This window comes from Dyadobacter sp. SG02 (assembly GCF_900109045.1).
GTDB lineage: Bacteria > Bacteroidota > Bacteroidia > Cytophagales > Spirosomataceae > Dyadobacter.
The window spans coordinates 64696-80593 of sequence record NZ_FNYL01000021.1 but is presented as its reverse complement, the minus strand read 5'-3'; the positions used below and the strand labels follow the sequence as shown (position 1 = coordinate 80593).

The window sequence follows — 15898 nt, the reverse complement described above, 5'->3', positions numbered from 1 at the left end:
GCATTAAAGCTTTTTCAACTGCGCAAGGCCTGTTTCTGCTTCCGCCTTCAAATCTATCAGCTTCTGGTTCAGATCGCTTGTCCAGTTACCCTGTTTCAGCGTCGCTTCCAGGTCTTTGTACTGGTTGGCGGTATTGAGTAATCCCACCGAAAACAACGAAGACCGGAATTTGTGAATGGCCTGGCGAAGTCGTTCCAGATCGTTGGCCAGTGATGCTTCGGCGATGTTGGCAAGCTGTATCTGGCTGTCTTTTTCGAAGAGCGCGATCAGTTCGTCGCGTAGTTCCTGGTCGCCTCCCGTTATTTCGGCGAGATATTCCAGGTTTAAGATCGTATCTGTCATTTTAGTTTGGGGAGGTTGTTGAGCAAAGCTGGGGGATTGAGGTGGTTCGTAATTCTCTTTGTTTCCAAGATGTGCAATGGTATATAATAGTTCACTTTCCTTAAAAGGTTTCGAAATATAGCTGTTGGCGCCGATACTGAGGCATTCTTCTTTCTCGCCGACCATCGCGTGGGCCGTCATGGTGATGATCGGGATAGTGCCGGAAATACGCTTACGTATCTCTTTAATAGCGGTGTAGCCGTCCATCACAGGCATTTGAATATCCATTAAAACCATATCGAAAGTTTCGTCCCGCAACCTGTCGAGCGCTTCCTGGCCACTGTTCACGATGGTCAGGGGAATATTCAGCCGTTCGAAAATGGCTTTTAGCAATTTCTGGTTCAGGGAATTGTCCTCCGCTGCCAGAATGCGGAGCGAAGTTACGGAGGTCGTGATATTGATCTCCTTCTCGATATCCTCCTGCATTTCGGCTTCCTTCACGATCCTGAACGGGAAATCCATCGTGAAAACCGAGCCCTTACCCAGCTCGCTTTCCAGGTTCAGGGTACCTTCGAAAAGTTGCACGAGCGATTTCACGATACTCAATCCCAATCCCGTGCCGCCGAACACCCTCGTGGTGCTTTCGGTAGCCTGCACAAACCGGTTGAAAACCTCTTTAAGTTTGTCCTTCGGAATACCAACACCCGTATCTATCACTTTGAAACGGATATTCTGGATTTCGTTCACGGGTTCGCCGATGGGCTCGACGTGCAGTGTTACACTGCCCTTTTCGGTGAATTTAACGGCATTGCCGCATACATTCAGCAATATCTGCGTGAGCCGGAGCTTGTCGGTCTCGACGAATTCGGGCAGGCCTTCTCCCAGCAGGGCTTCGTAGGCTATGCCCTTTTCTACGGCCCGGTGGTGCATAATGGCAGAGATCGAGTCGGCCAGTTCGCGGATCGAGACCGGGGTCTTTTCCAGATGTACCTGTCCGGCTTCGATTTTCGAAAAGTCGAGGATGTCGTTGATCAGTTCGAGCAGGTTTTTGCCTGCATACTGAATGTAGCCTACATATTCGAGGCTTTTCTGGTCGGTAACCTCGCCCAGGAGCAGGTTCGTAAACCCGATGATCGCATTCAGCGGCGTCCGGATCTCGTGGCTTACATTGGAAAGGAAAATATCCTTCACACGCACCGATTTCTCGGCCAGTATCCGCGCCTTTTCCAGCGTCGCTTCGTAATTGGCCCGCTCGGTAATGTCGCGAAAAACGGTAATGGCACTTTTGATCTGTCCGTCGAGGCCTATTACGGGCTGCACGTTCGTTTCGAGGTGGTATATCTTATCGTTTTTGACGAGGTCGATTTTGTTGCCGGTGAGCTTCTCGCCCTGTAATGCGCGCGCGACAGGTAGCGTATCGGCCGAAAACCGCACGTGGTACCGGGTAGGATCGAGTAGCTTGATGCGTTTCACCTGCTCTTCGAGCGTTTCGGGCCGCTCGCCGGCCACACCCAGGATTTCCCGGCCCGATTCATTGAGCACCTCGATTTTATGCTCGTTATTGATCACCATCACCCCGTCGGGGATCGCTTCCAGGTACTGGCTGACCGTGCGCTCTCTTTCCTTGATTTCCTTCTGGAACAGGCGTTGTTTGCGTTTGTCGAGGTTCAGGAAAATGATGGAAAGGATCGTGAGGATAAACCCGACGGCGCCCGTCAGCATGATGAACAGGATTGAATTCTGCTGGGTGTCCGAAACCAGCTTCCGCCGCTGGTCCATATTGTGGTTTTCGTAGTCTTCGATCTCGTTGATCTTGCGCGTAAGCAAGTTGTTGAGCCGTATCCCTTCGCCTTCCTGTATTTTTGAAAAAGCCTGCTGGCTGCCCTGCGTGCGGTAAATGCTGATCACATTCTGCGAATAAAGCACAATCTGGCTGGATATTCCGAGCAGCTCTTTAATGCGCCGCGTCTGGATCTCGTCGGTTTTGACGAGGTTGAAAAGCGTGTCGGTAATGCCTACGAGCTGGATTTTTTTGTTGTAGTTGTCGGTCAGCAGGTCGTTGTTCTGCGTGATCAGGTACCCGCGCATGTTTGACTGAAAGTCTTTCGTGACCAGCCCAAAATTGGCCGACTGGTTCAGTACACCGATCGTCACGTTCAGCCGCTCGTTGTTCAGCGAGAGGTCGCGGACGTTTTTATAGGTAAAGTACTGGGAACCGAAGATCAGCGCCAGTCCGAGGTAAATGCTCGCGTAATACCATCTGAATGAGTCATTTGTTATACGGGTCGGCATATCTCAGGGGGCGGAAACATTGGGTTAATAGCACCAAGATCGGAATAAACCGAGACTATATTCAGGTCAGGTAATCAAAATTAAATTTCAAATGCCGGTAAAGATCCCGGATCTGTTTCACCGGAAACCGGTCGGTCTGCCGCCAGTTCTCGCGCGACATGGTACTGGGCTCGGACTCGGAATTTTTCTGGACAAACAACCCCGTAAAATCCTTATAAAAATAGGCCTTGCCCTTGTTTTTAAGGAACGACATCATCATCCGGTACTCGGTGAAGTCGCCTTTCCGGCCTTCGATATACCTTCCGAACTTTTCAAAAAAATTACTCCTGCGCAGGTGCGGGTGGTCGCTGTACGCGTAAAACTTGCGGTAACCGGGTTTCCAGAGCTTGAAATCCATTTCGTAGTAGCCATGCTCGGGGTTGCGGAGGTGCGGATATTCGAAATAGGCATAGAACCGTACGACGTCGGTTAGCGGCTTCCGGCGCATAATGTCGAGCGCGTGGGTAAAGCTTTCCGGGAAAATGGTGGTCGGCGTGAAATCCTCCTGCACGTAAAGCGTGAGCGGCGTCTGCACCGCATCCTGACCTTTGTTGATATTGTTGCCCAAACCCCGGTTTTGCGGCGTGGTAATGAGCCTGAATTCATGCTTTTTCTGCAACTGGATCAGGTAATCGACGTGCTCGGGCCTGCTGCCGTCGTCGGATACGACAATATCGCCGAACCGGCAGCCCAGCGCTTCAAACGAAAGTAGCAACTGTTCCAGCGATTGGCTCCGGTTGTAATGGGTAATGAGCAGCGTCACCTCCCCGAAAAAATATTCCTTGTTCATGTAGCAGTCTATTTCATGAAAACCAGGTCCAGGGTATTTTTCAGCCAGCGATAGCGGAGGTACCCAAGCCGCGCGAGCTTCACCAGCGGGTTTTCGCTCAGTTTCCAGTTTTCGCGCTCCATGGTACTGGGCTCGTCGGAGGAGTTTTTCTGGTAAAACAATTGGGTGAAATCATTGTAAAACAGCCCTTTGCCTTTCTTTTGTAAAAAGCTGACAGCCATTTTATATTCAGTAAGGTCACCTTTAATGCCTTCGGGATAGCGGCCGAACTTTTGAAGGAATGTGCTCCTGCGCAAGTGCGGGTGGTCGCTGTAATAGTAGAATTTCAAATGGTTCATGTCCCAGAAGCGGTACACCATTTCGGAATAACCCTTTTGGAATGGTTTCAGGGTAGGGTAGGCGAAATAGGCGTAGAACCTTACAATGTCCCATTTCGCATCCTCGCGCATGAACGTGAGCGCGTCCTGGAAATGCGCGGGGAAAATATCGGAAGGCTGGAAATCCTCCTGAACATATAATGTATACTCCGATTGCACCGCATCCTGGCCTTTGTTGATATTGTTGCCAAGGCCACGGTTCTTCGGCGTGGTAACGAGGCGGAAATGGAAGCGATCGGTGAGGGCCTGAACTTTTTCGAGGTGCTCGGGCTTGCTGCCGTCGTCCGAAACGACAATATCCGCAAACCGGCAGCCGAGCGATTCGAATGTCGTCAGCAACCGTTCCAGCGAGCCGCTGCGGTTGTAATGGGTGATCAGTAAAGTTGTATCGGGAAAATGGTGCTGCATATGTTACGAGAGATATTCGCGCATGCCTTGCAACTGTCGCTTGGCCCGATTGTAGAATGCTTTCGAAATGCTGCCGTCGTCGAGCAGGCGGCGCGGCGAGGTGAAAACCGTCGCTCTGGCGCTGGTAACCTGTTTCAGTTCGCCTTCTTTTTTGAGGTTGAGTGCCATGCGGCCGTCTTCGGCTTCGTTCTGGAAATCGCTGCCCACGATATTGGCATAAACCCGGGAGCCGCTCACCTTGAAACCGCCCGTTCGTCGCCCTACTTCCGTCACAAAGCCCATATTGAAGCCGTAGACATTCAGGTATTCGCGGTTTTTCTTACGGATCCGGATCATGAGCCCGGCGAATTTTTCATAGAACCAAAGCCCGAGGCGTCCCTGGCCGGCAGGCGGAATGAATGCGTAGTTGCCGTAAACACCCGTAATGTCCGCGTTTTTCACCATCGGCTCCACCATGAGGTCGATCCAGTCGGGTGGGTAGAAGGTGTCGGAATCGGCGCAGAGGTGAAACTTCCCGCGGGCGTGGTCGAGGCCCATTTGACGGGCAAAGGGTGTTCCCTGAATGGTTTGCAGGTAATTCCGCACGCCCAGCTTGTCGAGCACGTTCTGAGTGCCGTCGGTGGAATTGTTGTTCACCACCACGATCTCGACCTTGTACCGCGTGCTGCTCGCCGAAAGTGATGAGAGCGTCCGGTAGATATTGTTTTCCTCGTTCCAAGCGGGGATTACCACCGATACTTCGGGGGTTTCGTCCTTAAACCGGCTGATACGTTCCCGCAAAGCCTGAATTTCCCCCTCGGTGAGGTCTTCGAAACGCTTGTTTGTAAAAAGGTGCGGTAGAATCCATTTAGGTAAGCCCAATAAACTCATATTCTGGCAATCAGTAGGTTTTGTACGTCTTTACAATCAAGCATGGCCCGTGCGGCAGGCAGTTGGGAGGAAAGTTAAAACATTATTCCTGCTTTGCGCAAAAATATTGTAAAATTACTTCGCATATTGCGATTGGTTCGAATCTTGCCCACGATCGGATGGCCTTGCAGCTTTTACACAAATTAAGGAACAAACATTTTCTTTCGCTGGCCGGAAACGGCATCATGTCGGTGCTCGGGATGCTCAATATGATCATCCTTTATCGTGCATTGCCGGTCGCGAGCATCGGTATGTGGGTGTTCTTCCTGTCGATATTGCTCCTGGTCGACACATTCCGGTCGGGTTTCCTGACCACGGCTTTTATCAAATTCTACGCAGGTGCGAGCGACGCCCGGAAGCGCGAAGTAGTTGGCTCCGCCTGGTTTATCGGCGGGGCGATCACGGGCATTCTGGCGCTGATCAACATCCCGGCGTTCCTGTTTTCGGACTGGTTCAAAAATCCTTCTGTCGTGCTGTTCGTGGAATGGTTCGGCATTATCTACATCGCTTCATTGCCGTATTTTATCGCTTCGTGCGTGGTGCAGGCCGAGCAGCGGTTTGACCAGCTTCTCTGTATCCGCTTCCTGAGCCAGGGCTTTTTCATCCTTTTTGTGATGGTGATGGCATTCACGCACACGGCCAATCTGCAAAATATCATCTACGCATACCTCGGCGGTGCCGCATTGACGAGCATTTTCACGATCGTGATGGGCTGGGCCAGACTAGCCAACTTCAAGGATCGCACAAGTGAATGCATTAAAGAAATCTTCCATTTTGGTAAATTTTCGGTTGGTACTACATTGAGTTCCAATTTGTTTGGAACATCCAATACCATGATCATCAACTTCATGCTCGGCCCGGCCGCATTGGCGGTATTCAACCTCGGGCAGCGGTTGATGGAGATTATTGAAATACCGCTCCGCAGCTTCGCAGCCACCGGTATGCCCGAACTTTCGGCCGCCTACAATGAAGGCAATCGCCCGAAAGTGATCGAAACCATGAAACGGTATGCGGGGCTCATTACCATGGCATTGTTACCCGCCTGCATCGGTGCGGTGATCCTGGCTGACGTAGCCATACACATTATAGGAGGGGAGAAATACATTAACTCGGAAGCGGCCAACATCATGCGCCTCTACATGACCTTCGCGCTCCTGTACCCGCTCGACCGTTTTTTCGCATTAACACTCGACGTTATCCATCAGCCCAAAATCAATTTTATCAAAGTCCTGATCATGCTTGCGGGCAGCGTCATCGCCTCCGTCACGGCGATTTACCTCACCGGCAGCATTTACGGCGTCGCCATTGCCGGGGTGGTGCCGACGCTCATCGGCGTGGGTATCGGGTACTGGGGGCTCAACCGTTTTCAGCCTTTCGGTATCCTGAGCGTCTTTTCGACGGGCTATACCGAGGCGGTCAATCTGGTGAGATTATGGTGGGGCAAACTGATGGTTCATAAGGCACAATGATGGATTATGCTTAATAAAATACTCAGCCTGGTCGTGCTGCTGCGGTATGGAAAATTACCGTGGGAGCATCGCTATTTTTACCGCGATACGCTCCGCTGCCAGGTGCGGCAATGGAAATACATCTGGAAGGATTATGTGAGCCGGAAGAAATACAAGAAGCTGACTTTCAGTGGTGAATTTGCGCCGGAGCTGCAATTTGTGCTGCCGTTCGCTTATTGGCATTACAAAAACGGCACGCTCGAAAGCACCGTTTCTTCGAAGTATACCAAAGAACTCTACTTCTTTTCGCCGGATCACAAAGAGCAGTTCGATACCCGTTCGAACGAGGGGAATTACAATTTCGAAATGCCGCGCATTCTGTACAGTCAGGATTACGATATGTCGAAGTGGGTACCGGTACCATTGAAAGAAACATACCGCAACAATGTATACCTCTACGAAAAGCCGGTCCTGATCATCGCCAACCGCTACAATATGGAATGGGACGGGCCGCCGGTGAGTTTTTACAGCATGGAAATGCTCGCATTCATTCTGGAAAAGCTGAAAAGCAAATACACCGTCATTTACAACCGGCCACGTCCGCAGCACATTACGATGGACAACTCCGACATTTACGATATGGACGAGTTCAGCTGGCTCGCTGCCGAACACCCGGATGTGATTTTAATGGAAAACCTCTTCAAGGAAAATAAAGGTAAGGCCAACAATTTCAATCACTTGCAGCTCATGGTGTATGCCAATGCCAGCCACTTCATATCGATTCACGGCGGCACGGCCACTTTGGCGAGCTATTTCGGTGGTACCAACCTGATTTTATCGAAAAAGGGGCCGGAGCATTATTTCAAATGCTTCGAAAAGCTGTACCCGCAATTTTCGGGTGCGAAAATCTTGCATGCCAAAACCGACGACGAGGTGAAAAAATACGTCGAGGCACATTTCTGACTGGTTATGGAGGGGAAAAAGGATTACTGGCTCAAATCGGGGTTTATCAATATCGTCCAGAATTTCTCGGGCGTGTTCTTCGGTTTCGCGGGCTTTTATTTGCTGGTCAGGCTGCTTACCAAGCACGATTTCGGGGTCTGGACACTGTTCATTTCCACGACGACGATCCTGGAAGCGATCCGCAGCGGCCTCTTGCAGAATGCATTGATCAAATATATTTCTTCTTCGGATTCGAAGGAGCATCCTGCCATTATCACCGCCTCGTTCGCCATCAACGGCATTGTGCAAGTCGTGTGCATTGCCGCGATACTGATCTTTTCGCCCTGGCTGAGCCGTCTCTGGGACGCGCCGCAACTGGTGGAAATGATGTACTGGTACATTGCCATTTACCTGCTTTCGGGCTTGCAGGCGCAGTTCAACGGCATCGAGCAGGCGAATCTGCGGTTCAACGGCATTTTCGTGACAACTATCATCCGGCAGGGCGTGTTCTTCACTTTCGTACTGGTTTGCTACGTTTTCAGCTTTTCGGTGGAGCTGGTTTTCCTCGTGTGGGTGCAGATCGTGAGCGCGCTCGCGGGAATGCTCATCGCATACAGCCACGCGCGTACGCACCTGGCATTGTCCGCGCAGGTGAGCCGGGAATGGATGGGCAAGCTGTTCGGGTACGGCAAGTATGCATTTGGTACATTAATCAGCTCCCTGCTTTCGGGTACCATCGACCAGATGATGCTGGGCGCCATGCTCTCACCGGCGGCTTCGGGGGCATTCAATATCGCCGTCCGCATTACCAACCTGATCGACATCCCCGGCAATGCGGTAGCCACAATCGTATTCCCGCAGAGCGCGAAGCGGATGGAGTCGGAAGGGAAGGGGGCAATTAAGTATTTATATGAAAAATCGGTGGGTACCACGCTCGCATTGGTGGTGCCGGTAGTAATTTTTCTGTACCTTTTTTCCGGCATTGTGATCACATTGATTGCCGGCGAAAAATATGCCGATTCGATCCCATTGTTGCAAATTACGCTGCTTTATTGCCTGCTGATCCCGTTCGGACGACAGTTTGGTACAATACTGGATTCGATTGGCAAGACGCGGGTTACGTTTTTTGTCGTGATAGGTACAGCAAGTATGAACCTTTGTCTTAATTACTTCTTCATTCGCCAGTGGGGCGTGGTAGGGGCGGCATATGCCACATTATGCTCCAATATCGTGGGTTTTGCCGTGGCGCAGGTCATTTTGAAAAAGGAGATCGGCGTGAATGTGCTCAACACGTTCGTGTACATGTATAAATTCTATCCCGAGTTCCTCGACCGGTATTTGCGGCCGATGTTGAAAGCGAAGTCTTAAAAATCAGCACATGATGGTAGGTGTTTACTTTTCGGGCCGGCTTGGCAACCAGTTGTTTCAGTATTACTTTTTGTTGTACCTGAAAACCAGGAACCCGCGCCTGACGTATTTCTTCCCGAACCCTCACCATGCCTACCTGAGCAAATATTTCGACCTGGGCGGCTACCATAACCTGACGCTCGGCTCGAAACTGTATTCGGGTTTGACGCGCGTAATTCCGAAGATTGTCAGGTTCAAACCGGTGTACGTCCATAACTTTTTCAGTCCCAAAGAATTTACCCCGAAAAACGGGCAGATGTATTACGGCTACTACCAGTCGGATTTTTACATCAAGCATTTACCCAAAGGCACAATACCGAAGTTGAAACCGGAGTTCGAAAAAGCATTTGACGACCAGTACGGCCTGGTTTTCAGGGAAAATAAGACCGTAGTCGTGCATATCCGCCGCACGGATTACCTTTCCTACGGCAAGCGGGATATTTCGCTACCCGTGGCGTATTTTCAGAAACAGCTCAATTCGATTGAAAACCTGGACGCGTACAAGGTGTATTTTGTGAGCGACGATATGGATTTTGTGAAGACGGCATTTCCCGCGCGCGACAACTTTTTCTTCGTCTCCAACTCGGAGATCATCGATTTCCAGTTGATCATGCATGCCGACATTGCCATCATTTCCAACAGCACATTTGCCTGGTGGGCGGCTTATATGTGCCCGAAAAAAAATCACGTCATCGCACCAAAGAACTGGTTTGGCTTCCGAATTGGCCGCGAACACCCCAAAGGCATCATGACGGACCGGTTTGAATGGCGGGATGTATTGTAAAAATTTCTAAATTACGGCCTTAGCGCCGGCGCTGGTACATTGCCGCTACACCGACAACGATCTGATGAGAACCTATTGAATACGCTTTGCTAATGAAACTGAAAGGACATCAGATCATCATTTTTGGCCTACCCCGATTTGACTCACCCATTGAATCCACGAATTACACGACGGCGAAGCTGCTCGCGCGGGAGAATGAGGTGTATTATATCGAGAACCCATTTACGGTGAGGGACTTTTTCAGGCTACGCAAAACGCCTGAATATCAGTTGCGTAAAAAGCATTTCTCGCTTACCGGCTGTTCGCTCATCGAAACGGATACCCCTAACCTGAAAGTGATCATCCCGCCGATATTGTTGTCGGTCAACTTTCTGCCGGAGAACGGGATTTTCCGTGCGGCATTGAGATTCAACGAGTTCCTGATCCGTACCAAGCTGAAAAGTATTCTCAAAGCGTACAAAATCCGGGACTACATATTCATTAACTCCTTCAACTTCCATTACCCCGGCCTCACCGACGGCCTTACGCCCAAACTGAAAGTATACCACTGCCTCGACCCGATGGTACTGCCGTTCAACCGGCGCCATGGCGTGGTTTCGGAGGATATCCTCGTGAAACAGAGCGATGTTGTGATTTGCAGCAGCAAGCAGTTGTACGAGGAGAAGAAAACGCAGAACCCGTACAGCTATTTCGTAGCGAATGCGGCCGATCTGGGGCATAGCAGTAAGGCATTAAATAATGATTTGCCGGTATTCCCGGCCATAGCAGCATTGAAGAAGCCGGTGATCGGGTACCTGGGGGCGATTGAACGACGGATGGATTATGACTTGCTGAAAAAGGTGATATTGGCGAACCCCGACAAGAGCTTTGCATTGGTAGGACCTGTTTCCAGGGAGTTCGTGCCGGACTGGTTTTTTACCGCCGAAAACGTCCATTTTCCAGGCTCCATCGATTACCACGATATGCCTGCGGTGATCAAAGGCTTCGATGTCGCGCTCATTCCGTTCAAGAAGGACGAGGTGAGCAGCAGCATTTTTCCATTGAAACTCTTCGAATACCTCGGCGCGGGCAAACCTGTGGTCGCTATTGACTTTAATCCTGATTTAAAGGAGTTTACCAAAGGTGCGGTTAAGTTTTGTGAAGATGCTGAAAGCTTTTCGGAAGCCATTAATGCCGCATTGCAAACCGATAATGCCGACCAACGCAAAACCCGCGTGACGATCGCCGCCGAAAACACCTGGGAAAACCGTGTCGAGGCCATTGCGGATATTATCCATTTCCATCTCGAACAGGTGATTCATCCTTGAATGACGACCGGCGGCCAACCGCCTTCGTAACTCACTTCCGCGCCACTTCTCCTTCCTGCACCTTTTTGGGCGATTTGTATTGAAAACGCATTTCAATGTGCTTGTACGTCCACGCGGAAACGAAGTAGATGATGATGAAGTTGAAGATGAAAAGGTAAGAGTACGCTTCCGGAGGAAACTTCAATATTCTGATAAACAATACATTAAACAGGCTGATCAGCAATGCGTGCGTCATATAGATCGAGTAGGAGTACTGGCCCAGCTTATGCAGCAGTTTCACGCTTTTCAGCGCTTTGGAAATAATGCCTTTTTCAAATGCAAATGTATAAATGCAAATGAAGAACAGTATTTCAAAAACGGCGCCCCACGGTTTCATGACCTCGCCGTTGTAAATGCAGAGGACGATCAGCGAAAGCGATATTACTTCCACTACTGAAAACAACGCGGGCGACCACTCGCGCACGCGCAGGTGCGTGTTGCTGAAAAGGTTGAAGCAAAGTACGCCCGTAAAAAAGCCGAGAATGCCCCTCAGAAAACCGTAATCGAAGCTGTAATTGATCTGGAAGCTGTTGGATACCGACCAGAGTGCAGTGAGCGAAATGACGATCATCAGTACATACCATGCATTCCGGCTGCGGAATTGGCCGGATCGGTGAATGTAAACCACCAGGCTCCCGAAAACGAGGTAAGCCATCATTTCCGCGCTGATCGACCAGCTCGGGATGTTCCAGCTCACGTCGTTCACACCCGGTACCGGCGTGGAATTAACGAGAAAAAGCGAGGTGAAAAAAGTGTAAATATTGTTGGCCGGGTTCACCAGATTATTGACTTTGATATAGGGCACAAGGAGGTTTTTGGCCACTTCCATACCCACAAACGCCAGCAGCATCACGAAATGCAGCGGGTAAATGCGGTACACGCGTTTTTTGAGAAACAGCCTGAATTGCCCCCAATCGGCGAGCGACTGGTAACTGTACGCAATCACAAACCCGCTGAGCACAAAGAAAAAATCCACGAACATATCCGAGTTCTCGACGAAACGGTTGTTCAGAATGGGCGTATTCGCAAACGGCCCGAGGTGGAACAGGAATACGAGCGACGCAAACAGGCCCCGAAAAATGTCCAGAACTTCGAAGCGGTGTTTCATAGGAGTGGCTGGGTGAAATAGAAAGTGCTGATAAATCGGTTGAGGCCCGTGTCGGGTTCGTGCTCATAGGCGAATTCGTCGGAAGCCTTGGTCATGATGAGAAGCCCGAAATGCTCGCTGGTATCCGACAGCAATGCGGGCATTTCCAGTTCGGCGAGCTCTTCGATGAAGAATATCGCCCGGCCCGATTCGTCGGTGCGCACACACAGCGAATCCATACCATTATGGTAAATAGGGAAGTCGAGCGGCCGTACCATCTCTTCCAGCGGCCAAATAATCTTTTTCTTGTCCTGGCCCACGAGCACCAGCGGCTTGCCGTAATCCTCTTTTTCGAGGATCACCGCATCCATCGTCAGGCCTATCCGGAGCACCGATTCCCGCTCGCCCGAATGCTTCACCGCATTGGTCAGCAGCTCCATGATCACCCATTTGATTTTGGCCATGAGATCGTCGTGGAGCGGCGAATTACCTGCTTTTTGCCGGATATGGTCGAGGCACAGGTTCAGCGTGCCCGGAATACCCTCCCGGTTACTCTTGAAAACTATCGTGATCTGATCCGAATCCTCCGTCATAAACTAGCTAAGTGTTCCCAGCGCCTCTTCATAATCGTTAAATATCCTGAACACCTTGTCCATGCGGATCAGCGTGAGCAGGTTCTTAACATCCGGTTTCAGAGATACCAGGTAAATGTCGACGTTGCGCGGCATGGCATATTTCAATGCTACCACCAGGCTGCCCAGAAAAGAGCTGTCGATGTAATTCACGTTTTCAAAACTGACGATTACTAACCGGACACCCTTGCCGATGATCGTGATCATTTCTTCCTTGAATGCATCCGCATTCGAAAGACTGGCCTCCTGGGGTAAAATCGTGGCTTGTACCACGCGGTTCGCTTCCTCAACTTTCAGTATCATACAGGGTTATTGTTTTTCTATAAAAATGATGCTCGCATCATCCATCTGGTTGCTGTCGTCGATCAGGTCTAGTACATGCTGCCTGATCAGCGCAAAACTGTCGGACTTGCCGAGGTATGGGGTTATTTTTTCTACAAAAAAGGGATAATCGCTTTTCTTCGAGCCGTTCGAGGGGATGTCGATCATTCCGTCGGTGAAAATCGCCAGCTGATCACCGGGCTTCATCGCCACTACTTGCTTATCGTAAAGGCCGTCTTCCAATAGGCCCAGCAGCAGCCCGGTAGATTGCACGGTCGACTCTTTGCCGGTTTCAGAAGAGTAGCTGATCAGCGGAAGGTCGCCCGCACCCGTGTAATGCACCTCGCCCGTATGCGTATCGAGCAGGAGCAGGGAAAGGCTCGACAGTATATTCTGCAAACTTTCGTCGAGGTAAATCAGCTTGTTGATCTTCTGCACGATGGTTACCAGCTCGAAATCCTGGTCGAGCACGCAAAAGCGGATCGCGGCGCGGATATAGCTCAGAAAACCGAATGTGAAGAACCAGGCTTTCCATTTTTTACCCATAATATCACCGAGGAAAGCGAAGCAGAAGCGGCTGTCGACCTGCACGAAGTCGATGAAATCACCGCCCGGGTAGCCGCGGTAGCCCTTGTGCCAGTAAAAAATACGGTAGCCGCTTACCGCCGGCGCATGCGTCGGGATCGATTTGACATTCAGCGTTTCGGCTGCCACCTTCAATTCCCTGACCGATCTTACGTGCTCGTTTTCAAGGATTTTGATGATATTATTAAGCTTGGTGATAATAACCGGGATCGGCGTTTCCTTATTAATAAAGTCCAGCGCCGACATATTCAGGCCTTCGAGTACCAGTTTGTTGTCGGTAAAAGAAGTCAGGAAAACGAAGGGAATGTCGCTGATATTCGGGTTGAGCAACACGGCCTGCCGGAAATCGAAACCGTTCATTTCGGGCATATCGTAATCGGAGAGGATCAGGTCCGGCGTTTCCACCAGCAGCATATTCAGTGCCTCCGTGGCCGACTCACACAACACGCAGTTATAACCGGCTTTCTGGAGGGCATGCTCGATTACCTTTCGGAAAAGCAGGTTATCCTCTACGAGCAGGATTTTTTTGACGGCGGTTTGCGGCTCGGCGTAGCTGATCATTTCTTGTTGAAGTTTAATACAAACAAAAGCACTCCACCAAAAATAATCAGCAGCGACACAAGGTCCATAATCGTGACGCCGTCATTGATATTGAAATAATACACCGTAAAAAGCTCGAAACTGGGCGGTGCGGGCATGATGATCATCGCGAAACCGACGATGATGAGGAGGATAGCGAGAATGAACATGACGCCTTTCTGAACAATCCTGCCGCGTTTGGGTGCATTGATCCGGCTATCGAACTGGTTTTCGGCCAGGAGTTTTTCCAGGCCTTCGAGGAGCTCCTCGCGCGAGAGGTTATTGTCCTGATCCAGCTCCCTGAATGGCGCCAGCTTCTTTTGAGTGGCTGCCGAGCGCTGGAATGCCTCCGCGATCTGTTTCTCGTATTGCCTTACCTGATGTGCATCGACATCCGCTTGCTCGATCGCCTCGATCAGCTCCGCAACCTTCTTGTCCAGCCGCGCAATATCCTGTCCCGCAGGACCGGATGGGCTTTGGCCGGAATTTTGATCGTTGAGCTTACGGTTGAGTTGCACGCTGGGACGGTTTGTTCGTAGAAAAGGCTTTCAGGGACGTATCCGGGATGTTTTTACAAAAACCGGCGATGATTGCCGGATTTTGGTTAAAGCTATGTTTTTATTGTTAAATTTGAAATAGTTCTACAAATCAATAAAAATATTCCTTCGATTTCCGTAACCCAAGCGGCCTGTTTTTGCGCATGAAAAAAGTTTCCATCGTAACGGTGAATTTCAATCAGCCGAAGGTTACCGAAGACTTATTGAAATCGCTGGCGGAGGTGAATGCCTTTCCAAATCTGGAAATCATCGTCGTCGACAACGGTAGCAAAACAAACCCCGTGCCTGAATGGCAGGAGCGCTATCCGGGTATCCTACCGGGTATCCTGTTCGTCCGTTCGGATCTTAATACCGGCTTTGCGGGAGGGAACAATATCGGCCTGGCGCACGCCACCGGCGACTACCTTTTCCTGATCAATAACGATACCGAGGTTACCGCCGAGCTGATCGGCAAGCTGGTGGATACGATGGAGGCCAACCCGAAAATCGGTATGATTTCACCGAAAATCCATTATTTCGACCAGCCGGGCATGCTGCAATACACCGGCTACACGCCGATGAATTACTATACCTGCCGCAATGCGTGCATCGGGCAGTTCGAGCAGGACCGCGGGCAGTACGATTTCCTCTCCGGCCCGACCGGCTATGCGCACGGGGCCGCGATGATGATCCGGCGCGATGCGTGGCAGAAAGCGGGCGGGATGGCCGAGAACTATTTCCTTTATTACGAGGAACTGGACTGGTGCGAGCGCATCAAAAGGGCGGGTTACGAGATCCACGTGAACCTCGATGCATTGATTTACCACAAAGAATCGGTGTCGGTAGGCAAGCGGACTGCTTTGAAAGAGTTTTTTATGAACCGGAACCGCATTTTGTTCATCCGGAAAAACGCGCCGGGTTTCAGGTTCTTCGTATTCTGCTGCTACTTCGCATTGGCGGTGGTCCCACGGAATATCATTCAATACATCAGGAATAAAGAATACCATTTCATCCCCGTGTTTTGGAGCGCCATCACCTGGCATTTCAAAAACAAACCCGATAGCGAAAACCTAGGCTTCCCATTGACCCGCTGAT

General features: G+C 50.6%; 15 protein-coding genes. 6 read left to right on the top strand and 9 right to left on the bottom strand.

The window, feature by feature from the left end; translation table 11 throughout:
• Nucleotides 1-3: 3 nt before the first annotated feature.
• The 4 genes from BMW93_RS33335 to BMW93_RS33320 form a co-directional block, all read right to left on the bottom strand.
• Nucleotides 4-2613: an ATP-binding protein gene (locus BMW93_RS33335; RefSeq protein ID WP_090386855.1), complete on the bottom strand. Its 2610-nt coding sequence runs from the start codon at nt 2611-2613 to the stop codon at nt 4-6.
• Nucleotides 2614-2674: 61 nt separating this feature from the next.
• Nucleotides 2675-3442, bottom strand: coding sequence for a glycosyltransferase (locus BMW93_RS33330; protein ID WP_090386853.1), 768 nt, complete (start codon nt 3440-3442; stop codon nt 2675-2677).
• 8 nt (nt 3443-3450) lie between these two features.
• A complete protein-coding gene (locus BMW93_RS33325) occupies nt 3451-4227 on the bottom strand; it encodes a glycosyltransferase (RefSeq protein WP_090386851.1) in 777 nt (258 codons plus the stop codon).
• 3 nt (nt 4228-4230) lie between these two features.
• Nucleotides 4231-5097, bottom strand: coding sequence for a glycosyltransferase family 2 protein (locus BMW93_RS33320; protein ID WP_090386849.1), 867 nt, complete (start codon nt 5095-5097; stop codon nt 4231-4233).
• Nucleotides 5098-5255: 158 nt separating this feature from the next.
• Between BMW93_RS33320 and BMW93_RS33315 the strand changes: the two genes are divergently transcribed.
• From BMW93_RS33315 to BMW93_RS33295, 5 genes are all read left to right on the top strand, one after another.
• The gene (locus tag BMW93_RS33315) at nt 5256-6605 is read left to right on the top strand and encodes a lipopolysaccharide biosynthesis protein (protein ID WP_090386848.1); all 1350 of its coding nucleotides are present in this window, start codon (nt 5256-5258) and stop codon (nt 6603-6605) included.
• Nucleotides 6606-6611: 6 nt separating this feature from the next.
• A complete protein-coding gene (locus BMW93_RS33310; protein ID WP_090386846.1) occupies nt 6612-7547 on the top strand; it encodes a hypothetical protein in 936 nt (311 codons plus the stop codon).
• Nucleotides 7548-7553: 6 nt separating this feature from the next.
• On the top strand, nt 7554-8894 hold the full coding sequence (locus tag BMW93_RS33305; protein WP_090386843.1) for a flippase: 1341 nt from the start codon (nt 7554-7556) through the stop codon (nt 8892-8894).
• A 10-nt stretch (nt 8895-8904) separates the two neighbouring features.
• Nucleotides 8905-9717: an alpha-1,2-fucosyltransferase gene (locus BMW93_RS33300; RefSeq protein WP_229241096.1), complete on the top strand. Its 813-nt coding sequence runs from the start codon at nt 8905-8907 to the stop codon at nt 9715-9717.
• 92 nt (nt 9718-9809) lie between these two features.
• Nucleotides 9810-11024: a glycosyltransferase gene (locus BMW93_RS33295; protein ID WP_090386840.1), complete on the top strand. Its 1215-nt coding sequence runs from the start codon at nt 9810-9812 to the stop codon at nt 11022-11024.
• 31 nt (nt 11025-11055) lie between these two features.
• Here BMW93_RS33295 and BMW93_RS33290 read toward each other — a convergent pair whose 3' ends face one another.
• The 5 genes from BMW93_RS33290 to BMW93_RS33270 are packed head-to-tail and all read right to left on the bottom strand — an operon-like array spanning nt 11056 to nt 14785.
• Entirely contained in the window at nt 11056-12171 is a 1116-nt protein-coding gene (locus tag BMW93_RS33290; protein WP_090386838.1) for an acyltransferase, read from the bottom strand.
• Nucleotides 12168-12743: an anti-sigma regulatory factor gene (locus BMW93_RS33285; protein WP_090386837.1), complete on the bottom strand. Its 576-nt coding sequence runs from the start codon at nt 12741-12743 to the stop codon at nt 12168-12170. The genes BMW93_RS33290 and BMW93_RS33285 overlap by 4 nt, the downstream gene beginning before the upstream one ends.
• 3 nt (nt 12744-12746) lie before the next feature.
• Nucleotides 12747-13085, bottom strand: coding sequence for an STAS domain-containing protein (locus BMW93_RS33280; protein ID WP_090386835.1), 339 nt, complete (start codon nt 13083-13085; stop codon nt 12747-12749).
• A 6-nt stretch (nt 13086-13091) separates the two neighbouring features.
• Nucleotides 13092-14249 (bottom strand): response regulator, encoded by a 1158-nt coding sequence (locus BMW93_RS33275; protein ID WP_090386833.1) that lies wholly within the window; start codon nt 14247-14249, stop codon nt 13092-13094.
• On the bottom strand, nt 14246-14785 hold the full coding sequence (locus BMW93_RS33270) for a hypothetical protein (RefSeq protein ID WP_090386830.1): 540 nt from the start codon (nt 14783-14785) through the stop codon (nt 14246-14248). Before BMW93_RS33270 ends, BMW93_RS33275 begins: the two co-directional genes overlap by 4 nt.
• A 182-nt stretch (nt 14786-14967) precedes the next feature.
• On the opposite strand from BMW93_RS33270, the gene BMW93_RS33265 reads away from it, so the two are divergent.
• The gene (locus BMW93_RS33265) at nt 14968-15897 is read left to right on the top strand and encodes a glycosyltransferase family 2 protein (protein ID WP_090386828.1); all 930 of its coding nucleotides are present in this window, start codon (nt 14968-14970) and stop codon (nt 15895-15897) included.
• Nucleotide 15898 lies beyond the last annotated feature (1 nt).